Here is a 25,873-nt window from a genome sequence, read left to right as displayed (position 1 = left end):
TTCAACATCACGCTATCATTCGCTGCACTCTAATTCATATTGTCAATTCGTATTATCCTCTCCCTTCTCCGCTGCATTCCATTCGTAATTATTCGCATTCATACCTATTTTCAATAGTGCTCATGCACCGCTGGGCGGGGTCTTAATTGACTAATTCGTAATTAAAGCTTCGAGTCTGGCCTGTCAGCCGCTAACTTCCCAAACGCATAGTTAGGCTTATCGCCCATCTTAATTACCAGCGTGCCGCCCTTCACAATATCAGCATGTTTAATATAGCTTTTCGTATAAGGCTTACCGTTCAGGGTAATGCTTTGAATATACTTGTTAGCAGCGCTGTTGTTCAGCGTTTGCACGGTAAAGGTTTTGCCGCCCTGCAGCTGCAGGCTGGCCTTATCAAATACCGGGCTGCCGAAAACATAAATACCCTTGGCAGGGTTTACAGGATAAAACCCAACAGAAGATAATACATACCAGGATGACATAGCGCCTACATCCTCGTTACCAGCCAGGCCATCCGGCTTAGTGGTATAGAACTCCTGCATTACCTGCCGTACTTTTTCTGCCGTTTTCCACTGGTTACCGGCATAAGTGTACATATAGGTAACATGGTGGCTGGGCTCATTACCATGCGCATACATGCCTATGAGGCCGGAGATATCGTTGGAAGCTTCTTTACCCATATCGCCTTTAGCTTCAAACAGGCTGTCCAGCTTTTGGGTAAAAGGCGCATCGCCACCCATTAAGCTGATCAGGCCTTCCACATCCTGCGGCACTAGCCAGGTATACTGCCAGCCGTTACCTTCTGTAAAGTCGCCTTTTTCGTGTTTGGACTGGAAAGGATCGTACGGCGTTTTAAAGCTGCCATCGCTCATACGCGGACGTACAAATTTAATGGTGCTGTCAAAATAATTCTTATAGTAAGCAGCACGTTTGGCGTAGGTATTATAATCATCCGTTTTACCCATTTTCTTAGCCATCGCTGCAATACACCAATCGTCAATGGCATATTCCATGGCTTTGGATACGGATTCATATTCTTTGTCGGAAGGAATGTAACCGCGCTCTTTCACATAGTTTACGCCCAGGTCGTCGCGGGTAGAGGATACTTTCATAGCCGCCAGCGCAGCCTCCGCATCAAAACCTTTAAACCCTTTCAGGTAAGCATCGGCAATCAGGGGCACGGCATGGTAACCCACCATACAGTTGGTTTCACTGCCCATCAGCGGCCATATAGGCAGCTTGCCCTGTTGCTGGTAAATAGCCAGCAGGGAGTTAATAAAGCTGCTCATACGGTCCGGGTGCAGCAGGGTGCTAAGCGGCGCCGCAGAGCGGTAGGTATCCCACAGGGAAAAAGTAGTGTAATTATCAAAGCCAGGTTTGGTGTATACTTTTTTATCCGTACCGCGGTAGCTGCCGTCATGGTCGTTAAACAGGGCCGGGCCTATCATAGTATGGTACATAGCCGTGTAGAATACGCGTTTTTTGGCTTCATCTGCACTTTGTACATTGATCTTGGCCAGCTCCTTGTTCCACTTGTTGTTGGCGCTGTTCACGGCTGCAGCAAAATCCCATCCGGGGATTTCTGCGTTAATGTTAGCCAGCGCATTTTCACTGCTCACGGGTGAGATGCCTACTTTCAGCATTACCTGTGCAGGCGCATTGTCAAAGGATATAACGCCTTTCGTGTATTTGGCTTTCAGCTCCTTACCTTCTTTCTTTTCATCACCATCATATACAGCAAAATTTTTCACCGGTACATTACTCTTAATGGCAAACCACAGGCGCTGATCTTCTGACCAGCCTTTGGAAAAGCGGTAACCTTCCAGGGTGTATTCATCCTTTTGGCGGATGAATGTTTCCACGGGTGCATCCCAGCCAATACCTTCTTTCAGATCCACAATAATGTGAGCCGGTTTGCCTTTAGGAAAAGTGTACCTGTGAAAGCCAACGCGCTCAGATGCGGTCAGCTCTACCTGTATATCATGATCATCCAGGTGCACGGCATAATAGCCCGGCCTTGCCGTTTCACGGCTATGGGAGTAATGGGAGCCGTAACCGGTAGTGGGATTTTCCTGTGAGCCATGATTGGTCTTCACATCGCCGGTGTACGGCATAATCAGCACATCACCCAGGTCGCCAATGCCGGTGCCGCTCAGGTGTGTTTGTGAAAACCCGATCACTACACTGTCGGAATAATGGTAGCCGGAACACCAGTCCCACCCTTTTACAATATTATTCGGTCCTACCTGTACTGCGCCAAAAGGAACGCTGGCGCCTACAAAAACGTGCCCGTGTCCGCCGGAACCAATATAGGGATCTACATAAGAAAGTGGTTTGCTTTCCGGTAATTTTTGTCCCTGTATTTTCCGGGGTTGCTCTACCTGCGCTTTCACCTGCGCGCCTGCCATCACCAGCCCTGAGAAGGCCAGCAGATAAGCATTCTTAAACCTCAAAGTCATATTAGCTGCTTTAAACTGCCAAGATACGCGCTGTAACTTACTTTTCAAGTAGTTTTTATGTGAACGGATCTATAAAATTGCTTTTATCAGCGCTATGTATTACTTTTCAAAACAATCCAATACCTACATGATCAACCAACTATCTACGCAGCGCATTCTTTCTATTGATGCCCTCCGCGGCATTACCATCCTGGTGATGATCTTTGTAAATGAGCTGTCCGGCGTAAGCGGCATCTCCCCCTGGATGAAACATATGCCGGCTGATGCGGATGCAATGACCTTTGTAGATGTGGTGTTCCCGGCATTCCTGTTTATTGTAGGCATGTCTGTTCCCTTCGCCATTAATCGCCGCCTGGCTAAAGGCGATAGCTTTGTACAGCTGCAAAAGCACATTGGCTGGCGCACCCTGGGGCTGCTGGTGTTAGGAGTGTTTATGGTAAATGCGGAAGACGATTATAATGAAGCCGCAATGGGCATGTCTATTCATGTATGGTCATTGCTGTTTTATATCTGCGTGGTATTGGTGTGGAATGTATATAAGCTTTCAAAGCCCACACTTGTATATGTGTTAAAAGGCATTGGCATTGCAGGCTTGCTGGTGCTGGCATTTATTTACCGCGGTGGAAAGGATGGTACGGAATATTTACAGCCACACTGGTGGGGTATACTTGGGCTCATTGGCTGGGCTTATTTATACAGCTGTATTTTTTACCAGCTGTTTAAAGGAAATGTATATGGGCTGCTGGCCATGATGGGTATCTGCACGCTGTTTTATATTATAGGCCACCAACCGGCCATACAGCAATCCGGCTGGCACTGGATCACCTCTCAAAGCGGCAATGCAGCGCATACCTCTATTGTATTATGCGGTATTGTGCTCTCCCTCATTTTCTTTGACCAGGCCAGCAATAAAAGTGTGCAGCAGCGTTTTATACAGGCCGGCGGTTTTGCGTTGATACTATTGGTAACCGGTTATTTCCTGCGCCCGTATTTTAAAATATCCAAGATCTACGCCACTCCTACCTGGTGCTTATACAGCGCAGCTATCTGCTGCATTTTGTTCTCTTTTTTATACTGGCTTATTGACCGCAAGCAGATCAGCGGCTGGACAAATTTTTTCCGCCCTGCCGCTGCCAACCCTTTGCTTACCTACATCATCCCTTTTATAATCTACGCCCTTCTGCACCTGCTGGGCATCCGTTTACCGGACCTGCTGCAGCAGGGTTATCCCGGTATGCTATGGTGTTTCCTGTATGCGGTGATCGTGATGGGCATTGCCAAAGGATTGAATAAAGCGGGGATAAAATTGCAATTGTAATATAAACGTTATAGGCTCGTTCGCATGGCTGCCATAGGCAGCGCTAAAAGACTGTAAGCTGAATGCCTGGCATTCCGTTTACAGTCTTTGCATTTCCCATCCCTGTAACTTAATCTCTTCAACAAACGTTTTTTATAGCATACGAAATATCTGCTGTGCATCCATGCTGCCAGGCGGATATGTATTGTAACATCATATCACATAAAACCATTTAACCATGCTGAAGTCATTCTGCGTAGCATTTTTATTGCTGCTTGCTTTCTCCTGTAAAAAAGACAATGATCCAACACCTGTACATTACCGCTATTATGAAGTAGGGATGCACCGCAACAGCGAGGAACCCGGCTGGAAATGGCAGGATACCACTTTTGTAGTGGCCGTAGCTGATTCCAATACTACCCTCATTGCGGAAATCAATGCCCAACTGCAACTGCCTATAGCCCAAAGGAATAAGTTTGTGACAGGCACGTTAGTTGCAGGAGATGGAGGGTATAACAGGAATGTATCCCATCGTTTTAAATGGCATTTAAAGGAAGACGACTGGAACCTGGTACAGGCTACCATAGAACTATCAGACGGACTGCCATACACTGATGTGGATGTGAACAACAGCTACTGGATGGAGAAAGTGAAACGCTTCTCTCCCTGGTCCTCGTACATAAAGAAAGAAATTACACCATGAAAATGAAATGGCTGATCTTATTCATCCCCGCCGGCTTAATCCTGCTCCTTGCAGGATGCCGGCAGGGAACTAAAAGCAAACCGGAGATCACAGCCCGCAACACCGCGGTGAACAAAAGCAACGCCTACAACGACCTGTTCCTGGACAGTGCAGCCGTTGAGAAATTTATATTGCAGCAAAAAATAGGCGATACCACCGCTAATGCCATGCGCAGCTTTTACAACGTCCGCAATTTTGAATATGCCTGGTTCGACAGCCAGGGGCTAACAGAACAGGCACTGGGCTTCCGCAGCCTGTATCATTACAGCAAAGACACCAGCGGCAGCCGGCAAATGGAGATCCGCCTCGATGAATTAATGAACGACAATGATACCACTATCACAGGCAATGAAGCCGGTATTATAAAAACAGAGCTGCAGCTAACACAACGTTTTATACAGTTTGCGCAGGAAAATTATGCAGATCTGAACACCGCGCAGCTGCAGCAATTTATTCCCATTCAGAAACAACGCCTGCTACAGCTGGCAGATTCTATACTGGCAAACAACAGCCGGGAACATAGGGATTACGAAGCAGCTACCCCCGCATATGCCGCCATGAAAAAACAGCTGGCGCAGTATGTAGACATTGCCAAAAAAGGCGGCTGGCCGGCCATTGCAGCCGATAAGAAAAAGTATACAAAAGGGGATAGCGCAGCAGCTATACAGCTGGTAAAAAAACGGCTGCAGGCTACCGGCGAGCTGTCCGGTGCAGACAGCAGCACCTTATTTGACGATACCCTGGAAGCAGCCATTAAAACATTTCAGCAAACGCATGGTTATACCGCTACCGGTTTACTTACAGATACACTGCTGCACGATATGAACGTACCTGTACTGGTACGCGTGCAACAGCTGGTAATGAACATGGAGCGCATGCGCTGGGCGCCCGCTGCACCGGAAGGCCAGCTTATTATAGTGAACATACCCGAATACGTACTGCATGTATGGGAAGGCAAAAAAAAGGTATTTGATATGGCAGTAGTAGTAGGCAAGGAAGGCAGCAGCACCACTATGTTCTACGGCGATCTGAACCAGATTGTATTTAACCCTTACTGGCATGTGCCACGCAGCATAGTACGCAAGGAAATATTGCCGCACATTGCTAAGAACAAAAATTACCTGGCTGAAAATGAAATGGAGATCACCGGGGAGCGCAACGGCGTGCCCGTAATAAGGCAGCGCCCGGGTAAAAAGAATGCATTGGGGCATGTAAAATTCCTGTTCCCCAACAGCTTTAATATCTACTTTCATGATACGCCGGTAAAAAGCCTGTTTGAAAAAGATAAACGCGCGTACAGCCATGGCTGTATACGTTTAAGCGATCCTATTAAAATGGCTAATTACCTGTTGCAGGATATGCCTAACTGGACACCTGAAAAAGTAGACAGTGCTATTAACAAAGGCGATAAGGAAAAATATGTGAAGCTGAAGCATTCCGTACCCGTACTGGTAACCTATTACACCGCCTGGGTAGATGAGCAGGGCGCTTTACAGTTCCGCGATGATATTTATGGGCACGATGCGCGCCTGGCACAAAAGATGTTTACAGACGGGCAGGGCCAGGTGCTCACCTCCGCCAACTAAAAATAAAAGACCCGGCAGGTTATGCCAGGTCTTCATTAAATTTTTCAATAAATATAGGTAGTATAACAGGTAAACCGCTTACAGCACCGGGGTGCTCATCGCTAAAGTTTTATCCTGTTTCAGCATCTTGGAATGTGCAATATAATTTTTGTTAGCGCTGTAAATAAACAGGCAGGCGCCTCCTTTCAGCGCTTCGATCACTTCACGGTGTATCTCGTCCGGGATAGCCGGGCAGCCCAGGCTGCGGCCAATGTAGCCCTGATTACTAATAAAATCTTCATTCACATAGCTGGCGCCGTGCATCACAATACCCCGGTGCATGGCATTATCATTAATGCCTTTTTCCGTACCCTGCAAACGTAGCGATAAGCCATGTTCGCCCTGGTAGGTATTATCCGTAATATAAAATCCTAAGCTGCTCTTATTACTGTTAGTGGCATTGGAAAAGCTGGTAGCATTCAGCTTACCGGTATTTTTCCCATGGGATACCAGTGTGTTAAACAGCAGGCGGCCGTTCTTTATATCAATAACAAATAAACGTTTCTGGGTGGAGGGAAGGCTAAAGTCCACAATAGCAATTACGCTGTCATTATGCAGCTTGCCATTATTTAACAAGCGGTTAAAACCCATCATGCCATACATAAAAGCATCCTGGGAAAGTCCCATCGTACCCAGCTGTAAGCTGTCATATACCATACTTTTACTGTTGCTTGCGATAGTAGGTACCGGCATAGATTTTGCCCTCTTACGATTGGTAGAGGCATTAGCAGCAAATAAAAACGAAAAAAGTACAATTGGAATAATAAATAGTTTCGCTCTTCGCTGGATAGGTTTTTTCATTTTCACAGTTCTCCTCGTTAACACAGGCCATAAAGTTTTTCCACAGGTATATGGTCCTGTTGTGGTGATTAAAAATAGTTAGGAATAGTTCTAGTGTTTCGTTTTGTATAACAAATATCGGTAAAATTTGACTAAAATGTACGGCTGAAGCCCCTTGTTTGCTGTTTTTTTAACATTTTTCAGACATTTTAAAGAATTTGACGTTGACGGCCCGGGTATTATCTTAGCGGCCTTATCTGTTATTTATGCAGAAGCACATGCCTCTTTACCGGGATCAATTGACCCGGGCCGGGTACACAATTATTCCGGATGTTTTTTCAGCCCATGAAATAAATGCCATCAGTGCCGCGCTCGCCACAGCGGATACCACATCTCCCACCTTCCGTAAAACTGCCGATCTTTTTGCCATCCGCCAATGCTTGAAAGAAATACCTGCGCTGCAATCATTGATCTTCACAAATAACCTTCATGAAATTATTCAGCAGCTTTTGGGCGATGACTATTTTGTAGTGAAGTCTATTTACTTTGATAAACCGCCTCAATCCAACTGGTGGGTAGCATGGCATCAGGATCTTACCATTTCTGTTGATCAGAAAATACCACTACCCGGTTTTACATCGTGGACCATCAAGCAACAACAATTTGCAGTACAGCCGCCACTGGAAATACTGGAATACATTTACACCATCCGCATTCATTTGGATGATACGGATGCTACCAACGGTGCATTAAAAGTAATACCGGGTTCTCATCGCAAAGGCATCTATCGCCCGGAAACAATTGACTGGAAAACTGAAACAGAAGTAATGTGTAATGTACCTAAAGGGGGTGTTATGCTGATGCGCCCTTTATTACTGCATGCCTCTGACAGGGCCACCAGCAATAGTAACAGACGGGTACTGCATATGGAATTTTGCAACCGCACATTACCGGCTGGTTTACAATGGAATGAATACATCAGCCGTACACGTTAGTCGTAATAGGAAAAAATTTTATGCAATTTTTTTATCAAAAGTTGTTTTTATCAAAAAATTAGTTTCATCTTTGCACTGTTAAAGAAAACAAAAAATAAACATGTCACGCATACAGCTACATACAAACGCAAAAAATGGCTTCGGTCCCATGGAGGATTGCAGCATTTGCGGGGCAGGTTATGCTACAGAATAGTTGAAACAACGAATTCGATATAACACAGGCCCCGCAAGAGATTGCGGGGCTTTTTTATTGATTTAAAATATACGTATGCAAATGCATTTACTATACATAACGGATATACGATTTACAGGTATGAATGATCAATGGTTATCACTCATAAGCCCCTGTCATGTGTATAGTGATCAGCAGAAAAATGATAAACATATTGAACGGTACTCGTCATATAAACGACCTTGGTATGCCCGCACATAAGTAACCCTATGTGCAGTAAAAAGCCCGGTCGTACTAAGCGGCCGGGCTTTTTTTATGGTTCGTTGGTGTAATGGTTAACATCTCAGATTGTCGATCTGCAGCTACGGGTTCGATTCCCGTACGAACCGCTGTGCGTCTATACGAAAGTAAACTGGCCTGTAGCTCAGGTGGTAAGAGCAGCTGCCTTATACGCAGAAGGTCACTGGTTCAAACCCGGTCAGGCCAACACAAAAAGGTGACTTGGCGCAATGGTAGCGCACTACGCTGATACCGTAAAGGTTGATAGTTCGAATCTGTCAGTCACCACAAATTGCTGGATAGTGTAATGGTCAACACATCGCATTTTGGCTGCGATAGTTTCAGTTCGATTCTGAATCCGGCAACTGAATAAAATGGCGTCTGTAGTTTAATGGCAAAACATCCGGTTGTGGGCCGGAAGTTAAGGGTTCAAATCCCACTGACGCCCAACAAAAATTGGTTCGTAACTCAATTGGTTTAGAGTACCGGTCTTTTACACCGGGTGTTGTGAGTTTGAGTCTCACCGGGCCAACAATGGTGTGAGTGCTATTTATCCCTTACCACTTTCTGGACAGTGGTACAAGCTCACACCAGTACGGATAGGTAGCTTAATGGTAAAGCAGCGGCCTGTTAAGCCGCAGGATGAAAGTTCGAATCTTTCCCGCTCCGCAAAACATAATTAACGGTTGGGTAGCTCCAATGGTAGAGCAGCGGTTTGAAGCATCGCCTGTGCAGGTTCGAATCCTGCCCCATCCACGGACCAATAAAAACAGAATGTCATGGACCACAAAAGACAATGGAGACGGTTAAACGGCGCCATTGTAAAAACACCGATCGAAGATGAAATAAGGGATGTGCTGGTACAAGCCATCCACAATGGTTACACCATGAAAGTTTGTATAGGTACAGACAGCCAGGTGAAAGGCCGCACCACGGAATTTGCTACCGTGATCGTATTTATCCGCAAAGGAAAAGGCGGTTTCATGTACATACACAATGAAACCACGGTACGCAAAATGTCTGTAAGAGAAAGAATGCTGGCGGAAGTAACCAAAAGTATTGAAGTAGCCTACGAATTATGTGGCCTGTTCACTACTTACAATGTAGATATGGAAGTGCACGCGGATATAAACACGCAGCCCAACTTTAAAAGTAACGATGCTTTAAAGGAAGCAATGGGTTATATCACCGGAATGGGTTTTGCCTTTAAAGCCAAGCCGCATGCCTTTGCCAGCAGCAGCTGCGCAGATAAAGCCGTGCACTGACATAGCAGCAATAATTGCGCTACAACAAGCAGCTCTCCATGTTTAGATGAGCTGTTAAGACCGGAAAAAGTGCAGGTATAAAATATAGCTGCCGGACAGCAGGCATTTCCACCTATGTTGGATGAGCTGTCAAAACAGCATATAAAATATGGCTGATGGAAAGCATCAGTAAAAGATCTTCCCCTGAAAGGGGAAGCGGATATCCCTCTAACCGGCAACCCGGGCGCGGCCTCAAAAGCCCCGCAGTGCAGCGGCCGTAGCTTGCTGTATGCTGTTGTTCGTGTTATGGCAGTGTCCCGACCTGTGGGTCGAAGGTTCGATTCCTTCACGGTTTAAAGCACCGTTAGCTCAATTGGTTAGAGCAACAGTTAGCCGGATAGCCGGAAGGCTACCCGACACTCCGGAAGCGCACTCCTTCCCTAAAAAGTGCACCATTTAAACCAGCGTTACCCGGCCGGCTTATGCAAAAGGTATAGGCGACAGGCGGTTCGGTAAATACCAGCGGGTGAATGCTCCGTTACAGGCAGCCAATGATTTAAACAGGTAATGCATCACCGCACCTGTTCCATCAACGGTCCCCTGTAACGGAAATCCACCTCCGTATGTATTGAATGCAACGTATCGCTGGTCTTTTAAAACCGCTATAAAATTAACAAGATGAAAAGGGTAACAATTAACGCCTACCAGGTTGGATTGGTGTTTAAAAATGGCGTGTACAAACGCATGCTGGCAGAGGGCAGCTACTGGCTGATGCCCACTGACACTGTGCGGGTATACGACACAACTGCGCCGTTTGAAACAGCATTTGAGCTGAACATCCTGCTGCAGGATGAAGCGCTGGCAGCAAGGCTGCACGTAGTAGAAGTAAAGGAAGATGAAATAGTGCTGCAATATGAAAATGGTTTGTTGAAACAGGTGCTTACCACCGGCCGTCACGTTTTCTGGAAAGGCATTGTACAATATAAATTTGTACGCGCCGGTTTGAATAAGGTACAGATAACGGAGAACCTGGACCGTACCACGCTGCAGCACCGGCTGGTGGCACCTTATGTGCGCACCTTCAGTGTTGAAAGTTATGAGCGCGCCGTGTTGTTCATTGATGGTAAGTATGCACAAACACTGGCAGGTGGTGTATACTACTTTTGGAAGAACCACATTCCCATCCTTATAGGTAAGGTAGATACCCGGCAGCTGCAAACGGAGCTGAACGGCCAGGAAATACTAACCAAAGACAAAGCAGCCCTGCGTATTAATGCCTGGGCGCAGTACAAGGTTACTGACATTGAAAAAGCCATTTTGCAGCACAGGGAGTACGATAAGCAATTGTACATCCTGTTCCAGCTGGCGCTGCGTGAATACGTTGCCGGGTTGGGTTTGGATGAGCTGCTGGAAAAGAAAGATACCCTGGCGCCTTTCATTCTGCAAGCGGTAAGCGATAAAGCTGCCGGCCTGGGTGTGCAGGTAACCGGCTTCGGGATCCGCGATATTATACTGCCGGGTGAAATGAAGGACATCATGAACCAGGTGCTGGTAGCGGAAAAGAAAGCGCAGGCAAACACCATTATGCGCCGGGAGGAAACCGCCAGCACGCGCAGTTTGCTGAACACCGCAAAGCTGATGGAAGATAACCCGATGCTGTGGAAGCTGAAGGAAATGGAATACGTGGAAAAGATAGCAGAAAAGATCAGCAGCATTAGTGTAAGTGGTAGCGGGGTGCTCGTTGATCAGCTGCGGCAGATCTTTACACCCCAAAAATAAGCGGGTTGGTTGCAAAAGGCAGCCAACCCGTTTTGTTGTTGTGTGTATAGCAGGTAAAGAATAGTCTCTTTCTCTTATCGTCCATGGCCCCAGCCCCTGTTGTTGATCACCCGGCCTCTTTCCCTTCTGTTATCCCCATGATTGTCGTGCGCATAGTTATGATTATCGTGATGGTTGTCGCGGTTAATTACCTGGTTATAATGACCACGGTAGCCGGCGTAACGGCTTCTGTATACATCATGGTGCAGGTAAGGCCTGGGCTCATTGACCACAACCTTGTAACTGTGGTATAGGTCAAACCCGCGGTAGCGCGCCGGTAAGCTGGTAGCAGTGATCCAGCGCGGACCATCCGCATATATGAACTGCCGTGCAGGCACATTATAATATGCATCTATATCAGGTAAGTAGTAGTACTCCGCATAGTCATACCCCGCAGGGCCCCATTCGGGCTGGCTGCCAATGTTAAAATTTACGTTAACTCTTACCTGTGCGTTGGCGTTTTTGTGAAAGGCGATGCTGCCAGTGAACAGCAGGGCTACAAGTATTAAGCGTTTCATGTTCGCAAATTTTTGATCTGATAGTTAGATGTGCGCAGGTAACAGGAGTTTAAACCGTTAACGTTGTTTAACACTCCGGCTTAAAATAAAAAAGGCCGCCTGGAAAGGCAGCCTGTTGCATGTTTATCTAATTTGTAACCTTTAGCCCTTTTCAGGGAAAAGTTTAATATCCTACGTTTTGATATAAGTTGGGATAAGTCTGCAGTACACTAATGGGAATGGGCAGCAGCTGATTATACTTCTGGTAACCCAACGGCGCTAACACCGTCACATCAGTATCCCAGCGGCGTAAAGAAAGTAAGCGGTTACCTTCTGTACGCATATTACGTTTCCAGGCAGTCATCAGCTCAGCACGGAAATTGTCCGGGCTGATAGTGTTCGACAGGTCTGCTAACTTTTCGCGCTGACGTACTTTATTCAGGCTGGGCACCGCATCATTCATAACGCCTAAACGAAGATTAGCTTCTGCATTGATCAGGTACATTTCTGTTAAGCGCAGCTCCGGTAAAAAAGTGCCTCTCGTAAATACGCTCTTCACCCAGCTGCTTGTCAGGGTGTTGGAAGTATTCCACAACAGCTCTTTATTACCGGTTTGGGTAAATATCAAAGGGGTATCCACCAGCGCATAGGCTGTATTGGCAATCACTGCGCTGCTATAGGTTTTTGCATTCACAAAATCATCTGCATCCAGGGCCAGCTTAGCCTGTATGGCTTTACAGGCCGCAGCAGAAATAATATCCGTATTGCTGCCCAGCTTTGATGCAGCAGCTGTTAACAGCGTATCAATATAGGTGCGGATGTCATCGGTACCGGGCCGGTTTACGTTGGTAGGTAATGCAAGGTCGTTCTGCATAGGTACATTGCCAAAGTAAGATGTCAGCTGAAAATATACATATGCTTTTACACCTTTAGCCTGTGCAATGGCCAGCTCTTTCTCAGCGGCCTGCATATCGCTTACCGCATTGGTATAATTAATTACTTTATTCAGCTGTGATATTATCGAGTAACCTTTTTGCCAGAGCAGGAGCGCCGTACTATTGGCAGCGGTCATACCGGTGTAGGCATCTATGCTGCACCAGTCAGGGCCCATGCTGCCACAGGCCGCATCGTCCGTATACACGGCATCCAGGGTTACCTGCACCTCGTGAAAGCCGTTGAGGCTTGTAATGCTGTTTTGCAGGGCAGTCGCTACTTCTGTCTTACTATTGAAGCCTATGGGCCGGTTATCCAGCTTACCGATCAGGATCCGTTTGCTGTTGCTGCTTTTGGCTGCGATGTGAATGGATTGTGCCGGTAGTTCGGTAACATCGTTATCATTTACAATCCCGTCCATGTTCAGATCTTCTAACCGGAAGTTGCCGGGCGCCGCATATTTGTTAACGGGCGAATTGGCAATTTCTGCGGTGGTCTGGTACAGGGAGTCTGCTACATAACCTACATATACACCATTTACCTGTTTTGCGCCTAAAATATTACTTCCATCGGTGCTGGTAGCTACAATGAAATACTGGCCGGTATCAATGCTGGCAAAGCTGGCTTTACCATTGGCGTCAGTAGTTTGTGTGTAGGCAGCTGTGCTGCTGTTAAATGCTGCCTTTGTTTTAAACAGCTTCACGGTAGCGTTGGTGGCGGGTGCGCCAGCAGGTTTATCTACGCTCCAGGTTAAGGTGTTGTAAACTTGTACTTCCAGTGATTGTTTGTCCTGCTCAGGTGTGGGCTGAGGTTTGTCGTCGTTTTTCGAACAGGCTGAAAGGGCAGCCAGCGAAAACGCATACAGTGCAATTTTCTTCATAGGTAAACAGGGTTATTTTTTAGCCTATAAAGATAATCGCATTAATTGTTTTTTATATGTATTAAGCGTTATTTCTGCAATATATTTTTCAGCACTTCGGCTTTACCATCCACCGGTTCTGTAATCTTTAATCCTAAGATGCTGGTTATTAACGGGTACACATGTACGTTGGCAAAAGCGGGCTGCGTATAATGCTTTTTAAAGGCCGGCCCCCAGGCCATAAAAGTGGCATTCATACGGGTATCATTATTATCATACCCATGATGGCCGGGATAAGTACGCATATTTTTCCTGCCAAAAACATACCCTGCATCTGCAACTAATATGAGGTCGCCAATGCGGTTGTAACGGTCTTCCTGTCCGTAATGCCAGCGGGCAGGCGTTTCTTTTTTCAGGAATACCCGGTAGTGATTGGCTTTTGCCTTTAATGTATCATATAACTGTCGGATGCGTGCAGTATCATTGTTATAGATCATCACCTTTTCATTCCCCAGGGATAACTTGCAATCATCCAGGTTAAGGGTGCTGTCTAAGTAAATGGGATGTTGTATGTCCGCCTGCGCCATACCATGATCCGATACCACAATAAAATTTACAGGCAACTTTAGCCTGCCTACTGCCTGCACCATTTTGCCAATGCTTTCATCTACAAACTGAACGGCTTTGCGGGCGCTGTCTGAATCAGGCCCGGCATAGTGGGCAGCATGGTCCACTTCCGGGAAGTAAAAAGCAACCAGGTGCGGGCGCTTATCTGCCGGCAGGCTTAACCAGTCCACCACCTGTTGTATGCGCTGATCTATACCCTGCTTTTCATTATAGGTGAAGGAATAAGTAGGACGCGTATCCTGTATGGCAGCTTCTGAACCTACCCAGAAATAGCTGGCGCTTACCATTTGCTGTTTTTCCGCCAGCACCCATAAAGGCGTGCCGCCATACCAGCTGCCATCCTCCACCACATCACGGTCATGTACATAGTATCTTTTACGCCGTTGCGGATCATAAAAATCATTGTCAACAAGGCCGTGGTGGGAGGGATATAAACCCGTTACCAGCGTATAATGGTTGGGAAATGTTAAGGTAGGGAAGCTGGGTTGCATGCTCTTTGCACGCACGCCGCCGGCCGACAGGCGCAGTAAATTTTTTGCATGATATTTCTCCGCAAAATCATACCGCATGCCGTCAATGGAAATAAGGATCACATAAGGTTTTTGCTGCTGTACGGCGCTGTTGCTGCGGTTGGGTACTGTATGCAGGGAAGTATCCTGCGCAAAAGATAATAAGGTAAAAAAACAGCTAATGCAGGATAGTAAAAAAGATCGTTGAGCCATACGCCGGTATTAAAGCTATAAATTTAAATATCCTTTGTTACTTTAGAGATTACTTTTTAGTTATGAACATGGTTCCGCATTATATGAAATTATTAAAACCTACCTGGCGCTGGTTTGGCCCCGATGATCCTGTAACCCTGCAGGAAATAAGGCAAACAGATGCTACCGGCATTGTAACGGCCTTACATGATATTCCGCATGGTGAAGTATGGCCCATGGCTGCTATTGCCGCACGCAAACAGCTGATTGAACAGGCAGGCCTTACCTGGGATGTGGTGGAAAGTGTAACCGTGCATGAATCCATTAAAACACAAACCGGCGATTATACCGGCTACATAGAAAAATATAAGCTTACGCTGGAGAACCTGGCGGCCTGCGGCATCCGTATTGTAACGTACAACTTTATGCCGGTGCTGGATTGGGTACGTACCAATAACAGCTACCGCCTGCCCAATGGTGCGGAAGCATTGTATTTTGATAAAGCCGACCTGGCCTTATTTGATATTCATTTGCTGGAAAGAAAAAATGCCGCTAATGATTATGATGCGGCCACTGTAGCTGTGGCTGCCCAACGCTGGCAGCAGTACACAGATGCGCAAAAGCAGGCCATTGCAGATACCATTCTGCTGGGCATTCCCAGTGAAAAAAAGCTGGACATACCCGGTATACGGGAGCGCCTGCAGCACTATAAACATATTACCCGCCAGCAGCTGCGGCAGCACCTGCAATACTTTTTACAGCAGGTAGTGCCGGTAGCCGAAAAGCTGGACATTAAGCTGGCCATTCACCCGGATGATCCCCCGTTTGATGTACTGGGCCTGCCCCGTATTGTAAGCAGCCATGATGATATTGCTTTTATACTGCAGATGGTAGATAGCCCCGCCAACGGCATCTGCTACTGCACCGGCTCCCTGGGCGCCGGCACGCATAACGATCTGCCGGCTATTTTGCGCATGATAGGCAGCCGCGTGAACTTTGTGCATTTACGCAATGTACAGCAGGATACCAGCGGCAATTTTTATGAAGCAGATCATTTGCAGGGAGACGTAGACATGTACACCATTATGAAAACCCTGCTGCAATTGCAGCAACAGCAACCGCTGCCCATTCCATTCCGCCCGGACCACGGGCACCGTATGCTGGATGATCTGCAAAAGCACTGCAACCCCGGCTATACCGCTATTGGCAGAATGAAAGGGCTGGCAGCCCTGCTTGGGTTACAGCGGGGCATTGCAGGCGGCCGCTAAGGAACTAGGCCAGCCGCCACTCTAACCAGTACTGGCGCATCGGCCCATCGGCCCCGTACACCGGGTCTATAGCAGGTAACTGTAAATGCTCAATGCGTTCATCAGCCTCCGGCCTTTCACTGGCATCACCCCGGCAAACATCATATTGCTCCTGCCCCGGAGGGTAAGCGCCAATACAGCTGAAATCGGCGCTGCTATTCAGGCTGCAATGCGCCACACCGGCGGGTATGATCAGTACGTCGCCCATTCTTATTTCCAGGTTAATGCCATGCGGGCCGCCCAGCTGTATAGTGGCTTCCCCGCTGCAAACGCCCAGCACTTCGTGCGAGGTGCTGTGATAGTGATGAAAATTATAGATCCCGCTTTCCCAGATCCCTGTCCATCCATTGCTGGTGAACAGCGCTTCTATAGCAGCTGCTGCAGTAAAGTCATCAGGCACCTGCAAACAATCTTCATAAAACAAAGCTGGTAAGTGGGGGTTATTGGGAAAAATGCCATCGTCCCGGAAGGCATATGGTTGTATTTCGCTGGATAATAAAACAAGCTGGGCCATAAACACTTAGATTTTTCTAAATAGCCTCAACTCTTGTACCATAAAAACGGTTACTTTTGAAACAACAGAAAAAATCTAACGGTCGTGGACAACTTTACACTGAAATTTGAGTACAAAGGTCACCCGCATATCCTGGAGGTTAAGACCTGGGACCAGCAATATAAAACCGTTTATAAGGTGATCATACAGGAGCATGAAATTACCTTTGAACCGGATGAAGAAGGCTACCCGCGCGCCATTGCAGACAATCACGCGCAGGCGGGAAATATAGATGCCGGCTTACTGGAAGATGTAGCGCAGCGTATAGCCGCATACGTAAATGGCGAAGGAACTGCAACCGGTGAGTAACCGGAAGCGGAAAATAAATACTACGTATTTTCTTTTTTCACATTCAATATTTCTGCACTACTATTTGTGTCCGGGATTTCACCTACTTCCGGGTTGCCCTCTTCTTCCATCAGGGAGCGTTCATCCCAGCTCAGTATTTCATCATTCCAGGGTTTAACCTTATCTGTTTGAATGAGCGTGGACATTTCTTCAATACGTTCCTTAAAAGTATTTAGGTAGGTTTTGCGGTCATCGCGCAGGGCCGATAGCTCTTTCAGCGCTTTTTCATCATGCTGCCGGAACGTGCTGGCAGCCCGGCGCGCGTTATAGGCGCGGAAACCCAGCATATGCAGCGCATCGGCTCCCATGCGCAGGGAAGTATCCAGCGATTCCCGGTAAATATGCAGCACACCCAGCTCCATCAGGTCAAAGGTATCCGGTATGGTAGCTGCCTTTACCAGCATTTGCAGGTTAGGGAAATGCTGTCGCACCACTTTCACTATTTCCGTTGTTTGGTCAATAGTGTCCGTAGCAATAATAATTATTTTAGCCTCTGCTGCACCGGCAGCATGCAGCAGGTCCTGGCGGGATGCGTCCCCGTAATAAGCGCGTATACCCAGGTTATGCAGCATATCTATGCGGTCAGAGTCCAGGTCCAGAATAGTAGTGGGCACACCATTGGCCAGCAAAAAGCGGCCGATCACATTCCCTGTTTTTCCAAAGCCCGCCAGTATCACCGGGTTCTTTTCATCAATGGCATCTGCCTCGCGGGTACTGTTTTCCGTAATGGTAAAGCGGGGCTGCAATAACTTTTCATAAAGCAGGATTACCAGCGGCGTAAAGGCCATGCTGAGCGCCACTACAGCCGTCATCATACTGGCAGTGGCATCCGGCAGTATACCGGTTTGGCGGGTAAAGGACAGCAGCACAAAAGCAAATTCACCTACCTGCGATAAGCTATAGCCAAACAGCAGGTTCTGATCCGTGCTTAGCTTAAACACTTTTCCCAGTCCCATTAAGATCAGGCATTTCACCATCATCAGGGCCAGCACTAATCCCAGCATTACCAGGGGTTGGGAAAGTATCAGGTGAAAATCTATAGATGCGCCTACGGCAATAAAGAACAGTCCTAACAGCAAACCTTTGAACGGTTCTATATCACTTTCCAGCTCATGCCGGTATTCGCTGTTGGCTAATACTACCCCGCCTAAGAATGCGCCCAGCGCAGGGCTCAGGCCCACTAAGGTCATGAGTACGGATATGCCTACTACCAGCAGCAGCGCAAAGGTGGTGAACAGCTCCCGTACCCGTACCTGTGCCACCAGCCGCAGTAGCGGCCTTACCAGGTAACGCCCTGCCAGTATAATGGTGATCACTGCGCCAAACACCATCAGCGTTTGCATCCAGCCGGACAGGCCATCCCTGAACGTATGCCCGCCGGTGCTGGTAGCAGCGCCTACCGGCGCCAGTAAGGGAAAAATTGCCAGCATGGGAATTACTGCAATATCCTGGAACAGCAGTACGGAAAAAGCGCTTTGCCCCGCAGCAGAAGGCATCCAGCCTTTTTCTTTCAAGATCTGTAATACAATAGCGGTAGAGGAGAGGGAGAAAGTCATACCCAGCGCCAGCGCTGCATTCCAGGGCTGCCCCATCCACCAGGCAATAACAGAGATCACAGCGGTGCTGATCAGCACCTGCATACCGCCCAAACCAACAATAGGCGCGCGTAGCTTCCAGAGCAGCGAGGGCTCCAGCTCAATACCTATCAGGAACAGCATCATTACCACGCCAAACTCCGCAAAGTGCAGAATGTCCTGCCCTTCAGCTCCAATGAACCCCATTACATTCGGCCCTATGAAAATACCGGCCAGCAGGTAGCCCAGCACAGATCCCAGCCCCAGCTTTTTAGCCACCGGTACACATACTACCGCTGCGGCCAGGTATATCATGGCAGTAAAGAAAAAGGAATGCTCGTTCATCCGTAAAGGTTTAAGAAGGTTGGCAAATGGCTGCTGCCTCTATTATATTAAACATTAATCATCACCGCATAGGTGCATGTGTGATCAGTTACTATCGCTGGTTTGCGCTATCAGGTCATTCAGGTACACGGCTTCCTGCAGCATAGCCGGGGTATACTTATCATCCCGCAGTGCTTCCAGCGTTTCCCGGTACTGCATGCAGCAAAAAGGCAGGTCCTGCCGCTTCAGGCGGTGCGTGCCATGTATTACAAAAGGCGGTAAATACTCCATGTTGCAAAGGCGGGCTGTTTGCCGGAAGGGCAGCAAGAAATCATGAATGGTATAGCCATGATGGCCGCCAACAGTATAGGACTGCTGCGAGCCGCCGGTGCTGATCACATTGCCCATCCGCTTGCCGCTTAAAGCTTTGCCCGTATGCCCGTAGGCCCAGCCGTGTTCCAGCACAAGGTCCTGCCACTGCTTAATAATAGCCGGTGCGCTGTACCAGTAAAACGGGTGTTGGAAAAGAATAATATCGTGCTGCAGCAACAGCGCCTGCTCCCGGTCTGCATCCACATTCAGATCAGGATATACCTCATACAGGTCATGCAGCGTAACGCCCTGCGTACCTTTGATATTCTTTAGCAAGCCTGCATGTATGCGTGATTTCTCCAGCGCAGGATGCGCGAAGAGAATAAGTATTTTGGCCATACAATAAATTAACAATTAATAATGAATAATTAATAATACTGGATGAAACTCTTCGCTTGATTATTAATTCTGTAATTATTCATTATTAATTAATCCGAATATTCTTGTAACAGTTGTCTATAGCGATTCAGAATGCCAGATTTAGAGACGAAGCCCAGCAGTCGATTTTGCTCCACCACCGGCAGGTTCCAGCTATGCGTCTCATCCAGCTTTTGCATTACAAAAGAAGCGCTGTCCTCCGGGTGCACCAGGGCGGGCGGCGCTTTCATCAGCTCTCTTACAGTCATGGTATCGTACAGGGCTGGGTTAAACATAATGGGCCGTATATCTTCCAGTGTAATAATACCTTCCAGGAATTGCTGCTGATTCACCACAGCCACCATATTACGTTTGCCCTGTTTCACCAGCTCCACCAGCTGCCGCAGGGAAGCTTGTATGTCTATCTGCTGCACATCTTTTTCAATCAGCTCCTCAATTTTCAGGATGGATAATATATTGCGGTCATGCTCGCGGGTAAAGATCTTGCCCGCATCTGCCAGCTCTTTCAGGTCCGGTGAAATGGGAGAGAACCATTTGCCTATCAGGAAGGAAATAGTGGATACCAGCATCAGCGGAATAAACAGGTCGTACCCGGAGCTGGATTCTGCGATCAGGAAAATGGCCGTTAGCGGGGCATACAGCACACCGCTCATTACGCCAGCCATACCCACAATTACCAGGTTCACCATCGGCACATCCTTCATGCCTGCCTGCTCGCAAACCATGGCAAAAAAGTAACCCAGGAAACCGCCTGCAAACAAGGATGGTGCAAAGTTACCGCCATTACCCCCGCTATGAATGGTAAAGGAAGTGGCAAACACTTTCAGCAGGCATACGCTGCCTGCAAACAGCAGCACGATCCAGTTTTCCAGGTGTACGTACCGTAAAAAGCTGTGCTCTATAATATTACCGGCATCGCCATTCACCAGCAGCTTTACAGAGGTATAGCCCTCCCCGAACAATGGTGGCATGATCACACACAGCAGCGCTACCACCACGCCGCCCAGCATGGCTTTTTGCAGCTTGCTCCATTGCAGGCGGTGAAAAAAATGCTCCACCCGCTGGGAAAACACTACAAAGTAGCGGGCATACAAGCCGCATAAGATGGAGAGTATAATGTAATAGGGAAGGTTATGATAGTTAAACGGCTCCCGCGATTGAAAATGGAACAATACCTCCTCCTGCAAAATAACTTTGGATAAAAGGCTGCCGCATACGGCCGCCAGTATCAGTGGAATGAAGTCAGAGAACACTACGCCGGTGAGCAAGATCTCAAACGCGAACATCATGCCTGCAATGGGTGCATTAAAGGCAGCAGCAATACCGGCCGTAGCGCCGGCTGCCAGCAGCAGCGTTCTTTCCTTATAGCCTAAATGGTAAATGCGTGCATAGTTGGAGCCGATGGCTGCGCCCGTTACGGCTATCGGGCTTTCCAGTCCTGCGGAGCCGCCCAGGCCCACGGTTACCGCACTTTGTAAGATCTGTGAATACATTTTAACAGCCGGCACCAGGCTGCTGTTCTGCGCTATTTCATACAAGATAGCGGGTATACCTTTACGCGCCTGCCCTTTGAAGAACCAGATCACCATCAGCGTGGTAAGCACAATACCCAGGAAAGGGAACAAAGCATAAAATATGATCTGTGTGCTGAAGTGTACTTTATAGGTAATAACGTAATGGATGTAATGTACCAGCATTTTTAGTGCCACCCCGCCCAGCCCGGCAGCGGTACCCACCAGTATACCGGACAGCATCAGGAACTGGGTGCGGCTCATTTTGCTGTGCAGCCAATGAATAATGATCTCGTAGCTCCGGGCCTTTTTCAGGCTGTACCGTTCAAAATCCTGTTTAAATCTGAAAAAGCTATGGTATTTCCGTATCCGGCTATATTGGCTCATGATGCAAATGTAATAAAGTATGATTAGTGGTGGCCTGCGGACCACCACTAATCATACTTTGTCCACGGTCCACAGTCCATGGTCCACAGCCTGCTTTAATGTTGTAAATAGCACGCTAACAGGCATTAATAGCCGGCTATACGAACCAGGCAGTGGACCGCTTTAATAGAACAGCTGGCTATATGAACCATGCCATTATCCATGCCAGGTACAACGGGCTATACGCACCAGGCAATGGACTATAGACCGTGGACCATGGACCGCGCTGATAGAATTATGAGCCGCCGCGCTCATAATTCTATCAGCGCATACACCTTATCATTCATATATGGCCCACCGGGGTGGCGGGCGGTATAATCCAGGTTTATCCAGTACATGCCTTTCATTTCGTGATAGTAGATTTCCTTTACGGCCGGCCGGGGAAAAAGCGTGATAATAGCCTGCTTCATGGCCTCAAAATCTTCTTTGGTACCGCAATACAATTCCGGGTAGGCATGGCCCTGTATCAGTACAATACGGCATTGGGCGCCAATAGATTGCAGGCAGGCTGTCATGAGAATGGAGTGATCATCACAATCACCGCCCAGCCCGTTTAAGATGGTTTCCCGGGCCGTGGCAAAATATTCATCGCGCCGGGTATCCTGCACATATTTGAAATGGGTGTTAATGTAGCGGAACAGGGAAAGAAAGCGCACCACCCTCCCATACTTTGGAAAATATTCATCAAAATCTTCCAGGGAGTGCCGCACAGAAAAATTGCGAACCACAGAATCCTGGAAATCCACCCGCGACTTTATGCCCCGTACGGTTTTATCCCGGTAGGTTTCCACGCGGCGGGGGTACAGGCTTAAAATGTCCAGCTGTTTGCTGTCCTTAGCGCCCCAGTTGCCCTGTACCACGCCTTTATAATCATTTAAAACATTGACAAAGCTGTAGCTATCAGTGAAGTAGTTGAATACCAGTACGCTGCACACCAGCAAAAACGCCGGTATGATCAGCGGTTTAAAGATCCATAACAGCAGGCGGGTAAATAAAAAGGAAAGGATAATGGCCACCATCATATCCAGGTGCCAGCCACCAGCCACTATTTGTGGCAGGTACCGGTTCAGGTACGGCGCCAGGGGCAGCACGGTTAACAGGCTCAAAAGGTTGAGCAGGAATTGCTGCAGGCCGGAGTATCTGCTTTCATCAATCGCCATTCATATGAAGGTAAAATGTAAATTACAAATGTAATCATTCTACCTCTTTACCATAACCGGGCCGTTTGTTTAAAGGAGGTGCTTTTATGGAAAAGTTCTACCTGTTGCTGCGCCTGATCCAGCTGTTTTTCCAGCTGCAGCTGTTTGTAGATCTTCCGCAGCAGGGAAAAGTTAAGGAGCGCCAGTAGCTTCAGATCCTGCTTCAGCGCAATTTCCATAGCTCCTTCTGCCGCACGCAGGGCCTTGCTATACTCCTGCCGGTTATTATACACCTGCGCCATAATGATCTTTTGCAGCGTTTCCACATGCCGTATACAGTAACGGTCCGTAGCATTTTTGCTCTGTACCGTGTCTAAATGGCGGCATATTCTGGAAGCAGTGTCCGGGTGTCCCAGCTGCAGCTGTGCGTACGCCTGCCAGCAAAGCAGTACCTGGCGTAAGCTGTCGGTAGTGCGGTAGGGCAGGGTAGGGTGATAGGCAAATAGCTGCTTACTGAAGTTAAACAGGTGCTCATAATCTTCCAGCAGCAGGAATATAAATCCCATATTACGGTATACAATTTCCTGCGCCACAGTAATAGACTGCCGGCTGCTGCCATTCCAGTAGCGTGCATAATCGTAGATCTTTTCACGGATGCCTTCATTCACGATCCCGAATTTCAGGTACTCATAAATGAACAGGCATATTTCATAGGGGCTTAGCCACAGCCCTTCATCCTGCGGTTCTTTGCCGCAGATCTTTTTAATGTTGTTCAGCTCCTGCTCGCACTGTTCCGCATCCAGCTGCAGCAGCGCCAGGCGGAACAGGATGCTGCGTATCTTCAGCTTATCTTCCGGCCCCTCTGCCAGTGTAAGCAATGTAGTAAGCACCTTGCGTTTGCCGGGGTGTAAAAAGTCATCGCTGATGAAGCTGTTCAGCGGGTATTTTTTAAAATAACCGGGCGGAAAAACATGCTTCAGGTCCGGTTGCCGGTCGCCCTCCTGCTGGTAATGCAGCACCAGGTATTCCAGCAGCATAGACTTTTCCAGATTGGAAAGCGGCAGGCAAAGTATTTTATGCGTGCTGTCTGTTTGCCGCTGGTTCATAGCATAGCGCAGCAGCCATTTAAACAGGCTGCCCCGGTAAGCGGAAGCCGGGAAATGCGTAAGTATCTGTTGCAGTGTATCGTCCGTAAGCTGCTGCCCGCTTTCCCGCACAAAATGCATAGCAGTAAAATATTCCAGCAGAAAGTTATGCGCAAAGCGCACCTTCACATGGAACATGATCTCCTGGCTCAGGTTTTCCTCCACCAGTATATTATCTGCCAGCAGCTCTTTATACGCTTGTGCAAGGGCCAGGTCCTGCTGGTTAAGCAGCAGCAGCTTATCCGTGTACTGTCCGTTACGCCCATAGTCCAGCAGTGCAAGCAGCTGGTCAAGGATCCTGATCTTAAAGGAATTATTCTGTGAGTTAAACACCCGCTGCTGTACAAACCGCGATACGATCTCAAAAAGGCTCAGGCGTTCATCTACAAACGATTGATCCGGTCCTGCATTCAGCTGGCAAAATAGCTGCAGGTAGTAAGGGTAACGCAGCTTTTGCAGGAACGGCTCGCTGAAAGTGCGTACAGTAGCCGGGTTAAACTGATGACTGTATAAAACGGATTTTACTTCCTGTTCAGTAAGCAAGGGAAGGTTGGTATTGGTTTCTTCATCCATTTCAGCGCCCACGTACCAGTAGCGGCGAAAGGCTGGGTACTGCACAGAGTGCTGGAAGATCTCTGACCAGGTATTGCTACGGATAGAAAGGATCACTTTCACCCAGGGGAACAGGTCGTTGGAATACACAAAATCTTCCAGCTTGGTGTACATAAGGCGCAGCTTATCGCCGGCCACGGCTATTTCATCAAAGCCGTCTATGATCAGCACCAGGCGGCCGCCCTTCTTATCAAAATTACGTGCAAAGTATTCCCGGAAGTTTTCACCGCTGCCAAGATTCAGCTGGTTATCCAGCCAGGAGGAAAGGGAGAATCCTTTTAATAGCAGGCTGCCGGCTGCATGCGCATGTATGAACCAGCAGATATCCTGTTTGTAACGGGCCTCCCGGCCAAACCAGAAATGTTCAGCTAAATGAACCAGCGTGACGGATTTGCCCCAGCCGGAAGGTGCAATAAGCGCAGTAGCTGCATAGTCGCTTTCCAGGAAGCGTTCAATATGCGCCGTACAGTATTGCCGTGGTACCGTGTAGTTAAAAGGAATACCGGAACGGTTCTTTAAGGTTACAATAGTATAATAGGAAACAGCGTCTGCCTTATTCTTAAGATCAGACCATTTATCGTTATCAACAATGATATCTCCGCTTAGCTGTTTGTATTGATGGGTTTGAAAATCTTCCCAATCCTTATACCGGCAGTATTGCGATAAGGTGTTCAGCGTATAACGCGAAAAACTATGCTGGGCAACAGCAAAACCAAATACACGTTTAAGTGTGGTTTCACTTACCAGCTTAGTAGTGGCGTTCAGGATAGATTGGGAGAGGTGCTTACAATCTCCCGGTAACATTACTTCCACGCCAAATCTATACAGCACTTCTTTTTGCAGCGCTACGATAAAATCATAGGATAGATCTATCATAGGGAACAATAATGGATTTTAGGTGATTGACTTTAGATTTCAATGAATAGTTACGTATAGATTACACATTTAGATTTTTATTTAGCAAAATAGATCGGCTGCAGTAGTAGTAATAGCAAATGTTATATATGACCGGCTGCTAAATTGTTGCAAGGCTTTATAGGGAAATATTATATCTAACAGCATGAGCCCAACTACTGCAATCGATACCGGTAATTACATTTACGGATACGGCTATTCTTATTAGCTATAAAAATGAGTAGTGAAACTGCGCTAAGAT

19 protein-coding genes and 7 tRNA genes are annotated in these 25,873 nt (G+C 47.6%); 15 read left to right on the top strand and 11 right to left on the bottom strand.

Going from position 1 to position 25,873, the window contains the following annotated elements; all coding sequences use genetic code 11:
- Positions 1-161 precede the first annotated feature (161 nt).
- Positions 162-2,459, bottom strand: a complete 2,298-nt coding sequence (locus BMZ54_RS03655; RefSeq protein WP_089908300.1) for a GH92 family glycosyl hydrolase — start codon at positions 2,457-2,459, stop codon at positions 162-164.
- Positions 2,460-2,586: 127 nt separating this feature from the next.
- Between BMZ54_RS03655 and BMZ54_RS03650 the strand changes: the two genes are divergently transcribed.
- The 3 genes from BMZ54_RS03650 to BMZ54_RS03640 all read left to right on the top strand — a co-directional run bounded on the left by BMZ54_RS03650 (position 2,587) and on the right by BMZ54_RS03640 (position 6,084).
- Entirely contained in the window at positions 2,587-3,777 is a 1,191-nt protein-coding gene (locus tag BMZ54_RS03650; protein ID WP_162277461.1) for a DUF5009 domain-containing protein, read from the top strand.
- 217 nt (positions 3,778-3,994) lie between these two features.
- Entirely contained in the window at positions 3,995-4,459 is a 465-nt protein-coding gene (locus tag BMZ54_RS03645) for a BP74-related protein (RefSeq protein WP_089906771.1), read from the top strand.
- Positions 4,456-6,084 carry a L,D-transpeptidase family protein gene (locus tag BMZ54_RS03640; protein WP_238386485.1) on the top strand — a complete coding sequence of 543 codons (1,629 nt, stop codon included), beginning with the start codon at positions 4,456-4,458 and terminating at the stop codon, positions 6,082-6,084. Before BMZ54_RS03645 ends, BMZ54_RS03640 begins: the two co-directional genes overlap by 4 nt.
- A gap of 78 nt (positions 6,085-6,162) precedes the next feature.
- On the opposite strand, the gene BMZ54_RS03635 is transcribed toward BMZ54_RS03640, so the two are convergent.
- Positions 6,163-6,816: a murein L,D-transpeptidase catalytic domain family protein gene (locus BMZ54_RS03635; RefSeq protein WP_238386484.1), complete on the bottom strand. Its 654-nt coding sequence runs from the start codon at positions 6,814-6,816 to the stop codon at positions 6,163-6,165.
- A 353-nt stretch (positions 6,817-7,169) separates the two neighbouring features.
- Between BMZ54_RS03635 and BMZ54_RS03630 the strand changes: the two genes are divergently transcribed.
- The 10 genes from BMZ54_RS03630 to BMZ54_RS03580 all read left to right on the top strand — a co-directional run bounded on the left by BMZ54_RS03630 (position 7,170) and on the right by BMZ54_RS03580 (position 11,372).
- On the top strand, positions 7,170-7,898 hold the full coding sequence (locus BMZ54_RS03630; protein WP_089906769.1) for a phytanoyl-CoA dioxygenase family protein: 729 nt from the start codon (positions 7,170-7,172) through the stop codon (positions 7,896-7,898).
- A 489-nt stretch (positions 7,899-8,387) separates the two neighbouring features.
- Positions 8,388-8,459: transfer RNA gene (locus BMZ54_RS03625), tRNA-Asp, on the top strand.
- A 24-nt stretch (positions 8,460-8,483) separates the two neighbouring features.
- Positions 8,484-8,557, top strand: a tRNA-Ile gene (locus BMZ54_RS03620).
- Between the two features lie 8 nt (positions 8,558-8,565).
- A tRNA-Ile gene (locus tag BMZ54_RS03615) sits at positions 8,566-8,637 on the top strand.
- Positions 8,638-8,642: 5 nt separating this feature from the next.
- Positions 8,643-8,714, top strand: a tRNA-Gln gene (locus tag BMZ54_RS03610).
- A gap of 92 nt (positions 8,715-8,806) precedes the next feature.
- A tRNA-Lys gene (locus tag BMZ54_RS03600) sits at positions 8,807-8,881 on the top strand.
- Positions 8,882-8,946: 65 nt separating this feature from the next.
- Positions 8,947-9,018: transfer RNA gene (locus BMZ54_RS03595), tRNA-Asn, on the top strand.
- Positions 9,019-9,033: 15 nt separating this feature from the next.
- Positions 9,034-9,105, top strand: a tRNA-Phe gene (locus BMZ54_RS03590).
- 23 nt (positions 9,106-9,128) lie between these two features.
- Positions 9,129-9,614: a ribonuclease H-like YkuK family protein gene (locus tag BMZ54_RS03585; RefSeq protein WP_089906768.1), complete on the top strand. Its 486-nt coding sequence runs from the start codon at positions 9,129-9,131 to the stop codon at positions 9,612-9,614.
- A 657-nt stretch (positions 9,615-10,271) separates the two neighbouring features.
- Entirely contained in the window at positions 10,272-11,372 is a 1,101-nt protein-coding gene (locus BMZ54_RS03580; protein WP_089906767.1) for a slipin family protein, read from the top strand.
- A gap of 74 nt (positions 11,373-11,446) precedes the next feature.
- Here the strand turns inward: BMZ54_RS03580 and BMZ54_RS03575 are convergent, their stop codons facing one another.
- From BMZ54_RS03575 to BMZ54_RS03565, 3 genes are all read right to left on the bottom strand, one after another.
- Positions 11,447-11,929 (bottom strand): hypothetical protein, encoded by a 483-nt coding sequence (locus BMZ54_RS03575; RefSeq protein WP_089906766.1) that lies wholly within the window; start codon positions 11,927-11,929, stop codon positions 11,447-11,449.
- Between the two features lie 163 nt (positions 11,930-12,092).
- A complete protein-coding gene (locus BMZ54_RS03570; RefSeq protein ID WP_089906765.1) occupies positions 12,093-13,721 on the bottom strand; it encodes a RagB/SusD family nutrient uptake outer membrane protein in 1,629 nt (542 codons plus the stop codon).
- 68 nt (positions 13,722-13,789) lie between these two features.
- Complete coding sequence (locus BMZ54_RS03565; RefSeq protein ID WP_089906764.1) at positions 13,790-15,049, bottom strand: alkaline phosphatase family protein; 1,260 nt, start codon at positions 15,047-15,049, stop codon at positions 13,790-13,792.
- A gap of 83 nt (positions 15,050-15,132) precedes the next feature.
- On the opposite strand from BMZ54_RS03565, the gene uxuA reads away from it, so the two are divergent.
- Entirely contained in the window at positions 15,133-16,296 is a 1,164-nt protein-coding gene (gene uxuA / locus BMZ54_RS03560) for a mannonate dehydratase (protein ID WP_089908291.1), read from the top strand.
- A 4-nt stretch (positions 16,297-16,300) separates the two neighbouring features.
- Here uxuA and BMZ54_RS03555 read toward each other — a convergent pair whose 3' ends face one another.
- Complete coding sequence (locus tag BMZ54_RS03555; RefSeq protein WP_089906763.1) at positions 16,301-16,849, bottom strand: cupin domain-containing protein; 549 nt, start codon at positions 16,847-16,849, stop codon at positions 16,301-16,303.
- 84 nt (positions 16,850-16,933) lie between these two features.
- Between BMZ54_RS03555 and BMZ54_RS03550 the strand changes: the two genes are divergently transcribed.
- Positions 16,934-17,197: a hypothetical protein gene (locus BMZ54_RS03550; protein WP_089906762.1), complete on the top strand. Its 264-nt coding sequence runs from the start codon at positions 16,934-16,936 to the stop codon at positions 17,195-17,197.
- A gap of 20 nt (positions 17,198-17,217) precedes the next feature.
- On the opposite strand, the gene BMZ54_RS03545 is transcribed toward BMZ54_RS03550, so the two are convergent.
- The 5 genes from BMZ54_RS03545 to BMZ54_RS03525 all read right to left on the bottom strand — a co-directional run bounded on the left by BMZ54_RS03545 (position 17,218) and on the right by BMZ54_RS03525 (position 25,593).
- Positions 17,218-19,155 carry a monovalent cation:proton antiporter-2 (CPA2) family protein gene (locus tag BMZ54_RS03545; protein WP_089906761.1) on the bottom strand — a complete coding sequence of 646 codons (1,938 nt, stop codon included), beginning with the start codon at positions 19,153-19,155 and terminating at the stop codon, positions 17,218-17,220.
- Between the two features lie 84 nt (positions 19,156-19,239).
- Positions 19,240-19,845, bottom strand: coding sequence for an NAD(P)H-dependent oxidoreductase (locus tag BMZ54_RS03540; RefSeq protein WP_089906760.1), 606 nt, complete (start codon positions 19,843-19,845; stop codon positions 19,240-19,242).
- Positions 19,846-19,934: 89 nt separating this feature from the next.
- Positions 19,935-21,782: a chloride channel protein gene (locus BMZ54_RS03535; RefSeq protein ID WP_089906759.1), complete on the bottom strand. Its 1,848-nt coding sequence runs from the start codon at positions 21,780-21,782 to the stop codon at positions 19,935-19,937.
- 290 nt (positions 21,783-22,072) lie between these two features.
- The gene (locus tag BMZ54_RS03530) at positions 22,073-22,981 is read right to left on the bottom strand and encodes a transglutaminase domain-containing protein (RefSeq protein WP_089906758.1); all 909 of its coding nucleotides are present in this window, start codon (positions 22,979-22,981) and stop codon (positions 22,073-22,075) included.
- A gap of 47 nt (positions 22,982-23,028) precedes the next feature.
- The gene (locus BMZ54_RS03525) at positions 23,029-25,593 is read right to left on the bottom strand and encodes an NACHT domain-containing protein (protein ID WP_089906757.1); all 2,565 of its coding nucleotides are present in this window, start codon (positions 25,591-25,593) and stop codon (positions 23,029-23,031) included.
- Positions 25,594-25,873: the final 280 nt, after the last annotated feature.

The sequence above is a fragment of the Chitinophaga rupis genome, from assembly GCF_900109685.1.
GTDB lineage: Bacteria > Bacteroidota > Bacteroidia > Chitinophagales > Chitinophagaceae > Chitinophaga > Chitinophaga rupis.
Note: the sequence above shows the minus strand (reverse complement) of the source record. Positions and strands in the feature narration are given on the sequence as shown.

Coding starts and splice junctions, on each gene's coding strand:
- BMZ54_RS03565 (WP_089906764.1), bottom strand. CDS start 15,049: ATGGCTCAACGATCTTTTTTACTATCCTGCATTAGCTGTTTTTTTACC.
- BMZ54_RS03555 (WP_089906763.1), bottom strand. CDS start 16,849: ATGGCCCAGCTTGTTTTATTATCCAGCGAAATACAACCATATGCCTTC.
- BMZ54_RS03645 (WP_089906771.1), top strand. CDS start 3,995: ATGCTGAAGTCATTCTGCGTAGCATTTTTATTGCTGCTTGCTTTCTCC.
- BMZ54_RS03545 (WP_089906761.1), bottom strand. CDS start 19,155: ATGAACGAGCATTCCTTTTTCTTTACTGCCATGATATACCTGGCCGCA.
- BMZ54_RS03655 (WP_089908300.1), bottom strand. CDS start 2,459: ATGACTTTGAGGTTTAAGAATGCTTATCTGCTGGCCTTCTCAGGGCTG.
- BMZ54_RS03530 (WP_089906758.1), bottom strand. CDS start 22,981: ATGGCGATTGATGAAAGCAGATACTCCGGCCTGCAGCAATTCCTGCTC.
- BMZ54_RS03535 (WP_089906759.1), bottom strand. CDS start 21,782: ATGAGCCAATATAGCCGGATACGGAAATACCATAGCTTTTTCAGATTT.
- BMZ54_RS03580 (WP_089906767.1), top strand. CDS start 10,272: ATGAAAAGGGTAACAATTAACGCCTACCAGGTTGGATTGGTGTTTAAA.
- BMZ54_RS03540 (WP_089906760.1), bottom strand. CDS start 19,845: ATGGCCAAAATACTTATTCTCTTCGCGCATCCTGCGCTGGAGAAATCA.
- BMZ54_RS03585 (WP_089906768.1), top strand. CDS start 9,129: ATGGACCACAAAAGACAATGGAGACGGTTAAACGGCGCCATTGTAAAA.
- BMZ54_RS03570 (WP_089906765.1), bottom strand. CDS start 13,721: ATGAAGAAAATTGCACTGTATGCGTTTTCGCTGGCTGCCCTTTCAGCC.
- BMZ54_RS03640 (WP_238386485.1), top strand. CDS start 4,456: ATGAAAATGAAATGGCTGATCTTATTCATCCCCGCCGGCTTAATCCTG.
- uxuA (WP_089908291.1), top strand. CDS start 15,133: ATGAAATTATTAAAACCTACCTGGCGCTGGTTTGGCCCCGATGATCCT.
- BMZ54_RS03630 (WP_089906769.1), top strand. CDS start 7,170: ATGCAGAAGCACATGCCTCTTTACCGGGATCAATTGACCCGGGCCGGG.
- BMZ54_RS03525 (WP_089906757.1), bottom strand. CDS start 25,593: ATGATAGATCTATCCTATGATTTTATCGTAGCGCTGCAAAAAGAAGTG.
- BMZ54_RS03635 (WP_238386484.1), bottom strand. CDS start 6,816: ATGCCGGTACCTACTATCGCAAGCAACAGTAAAAGTATGGTATATGAC.
- BMZ54_RS03650 (WP_162277461.1), top strand. CDS start 2,587: ATGATCAACCAACTATCTACGCAGCGCATTCTTTCTATTGATGCCCTC.
- BMZ54_RS03575 (WP_089906766.1), bottom strand. CDS start 11,929: ATGAAACGCTTAATACTTGTAGCCCTGCTGTTCACTGGCAGCATCGCC.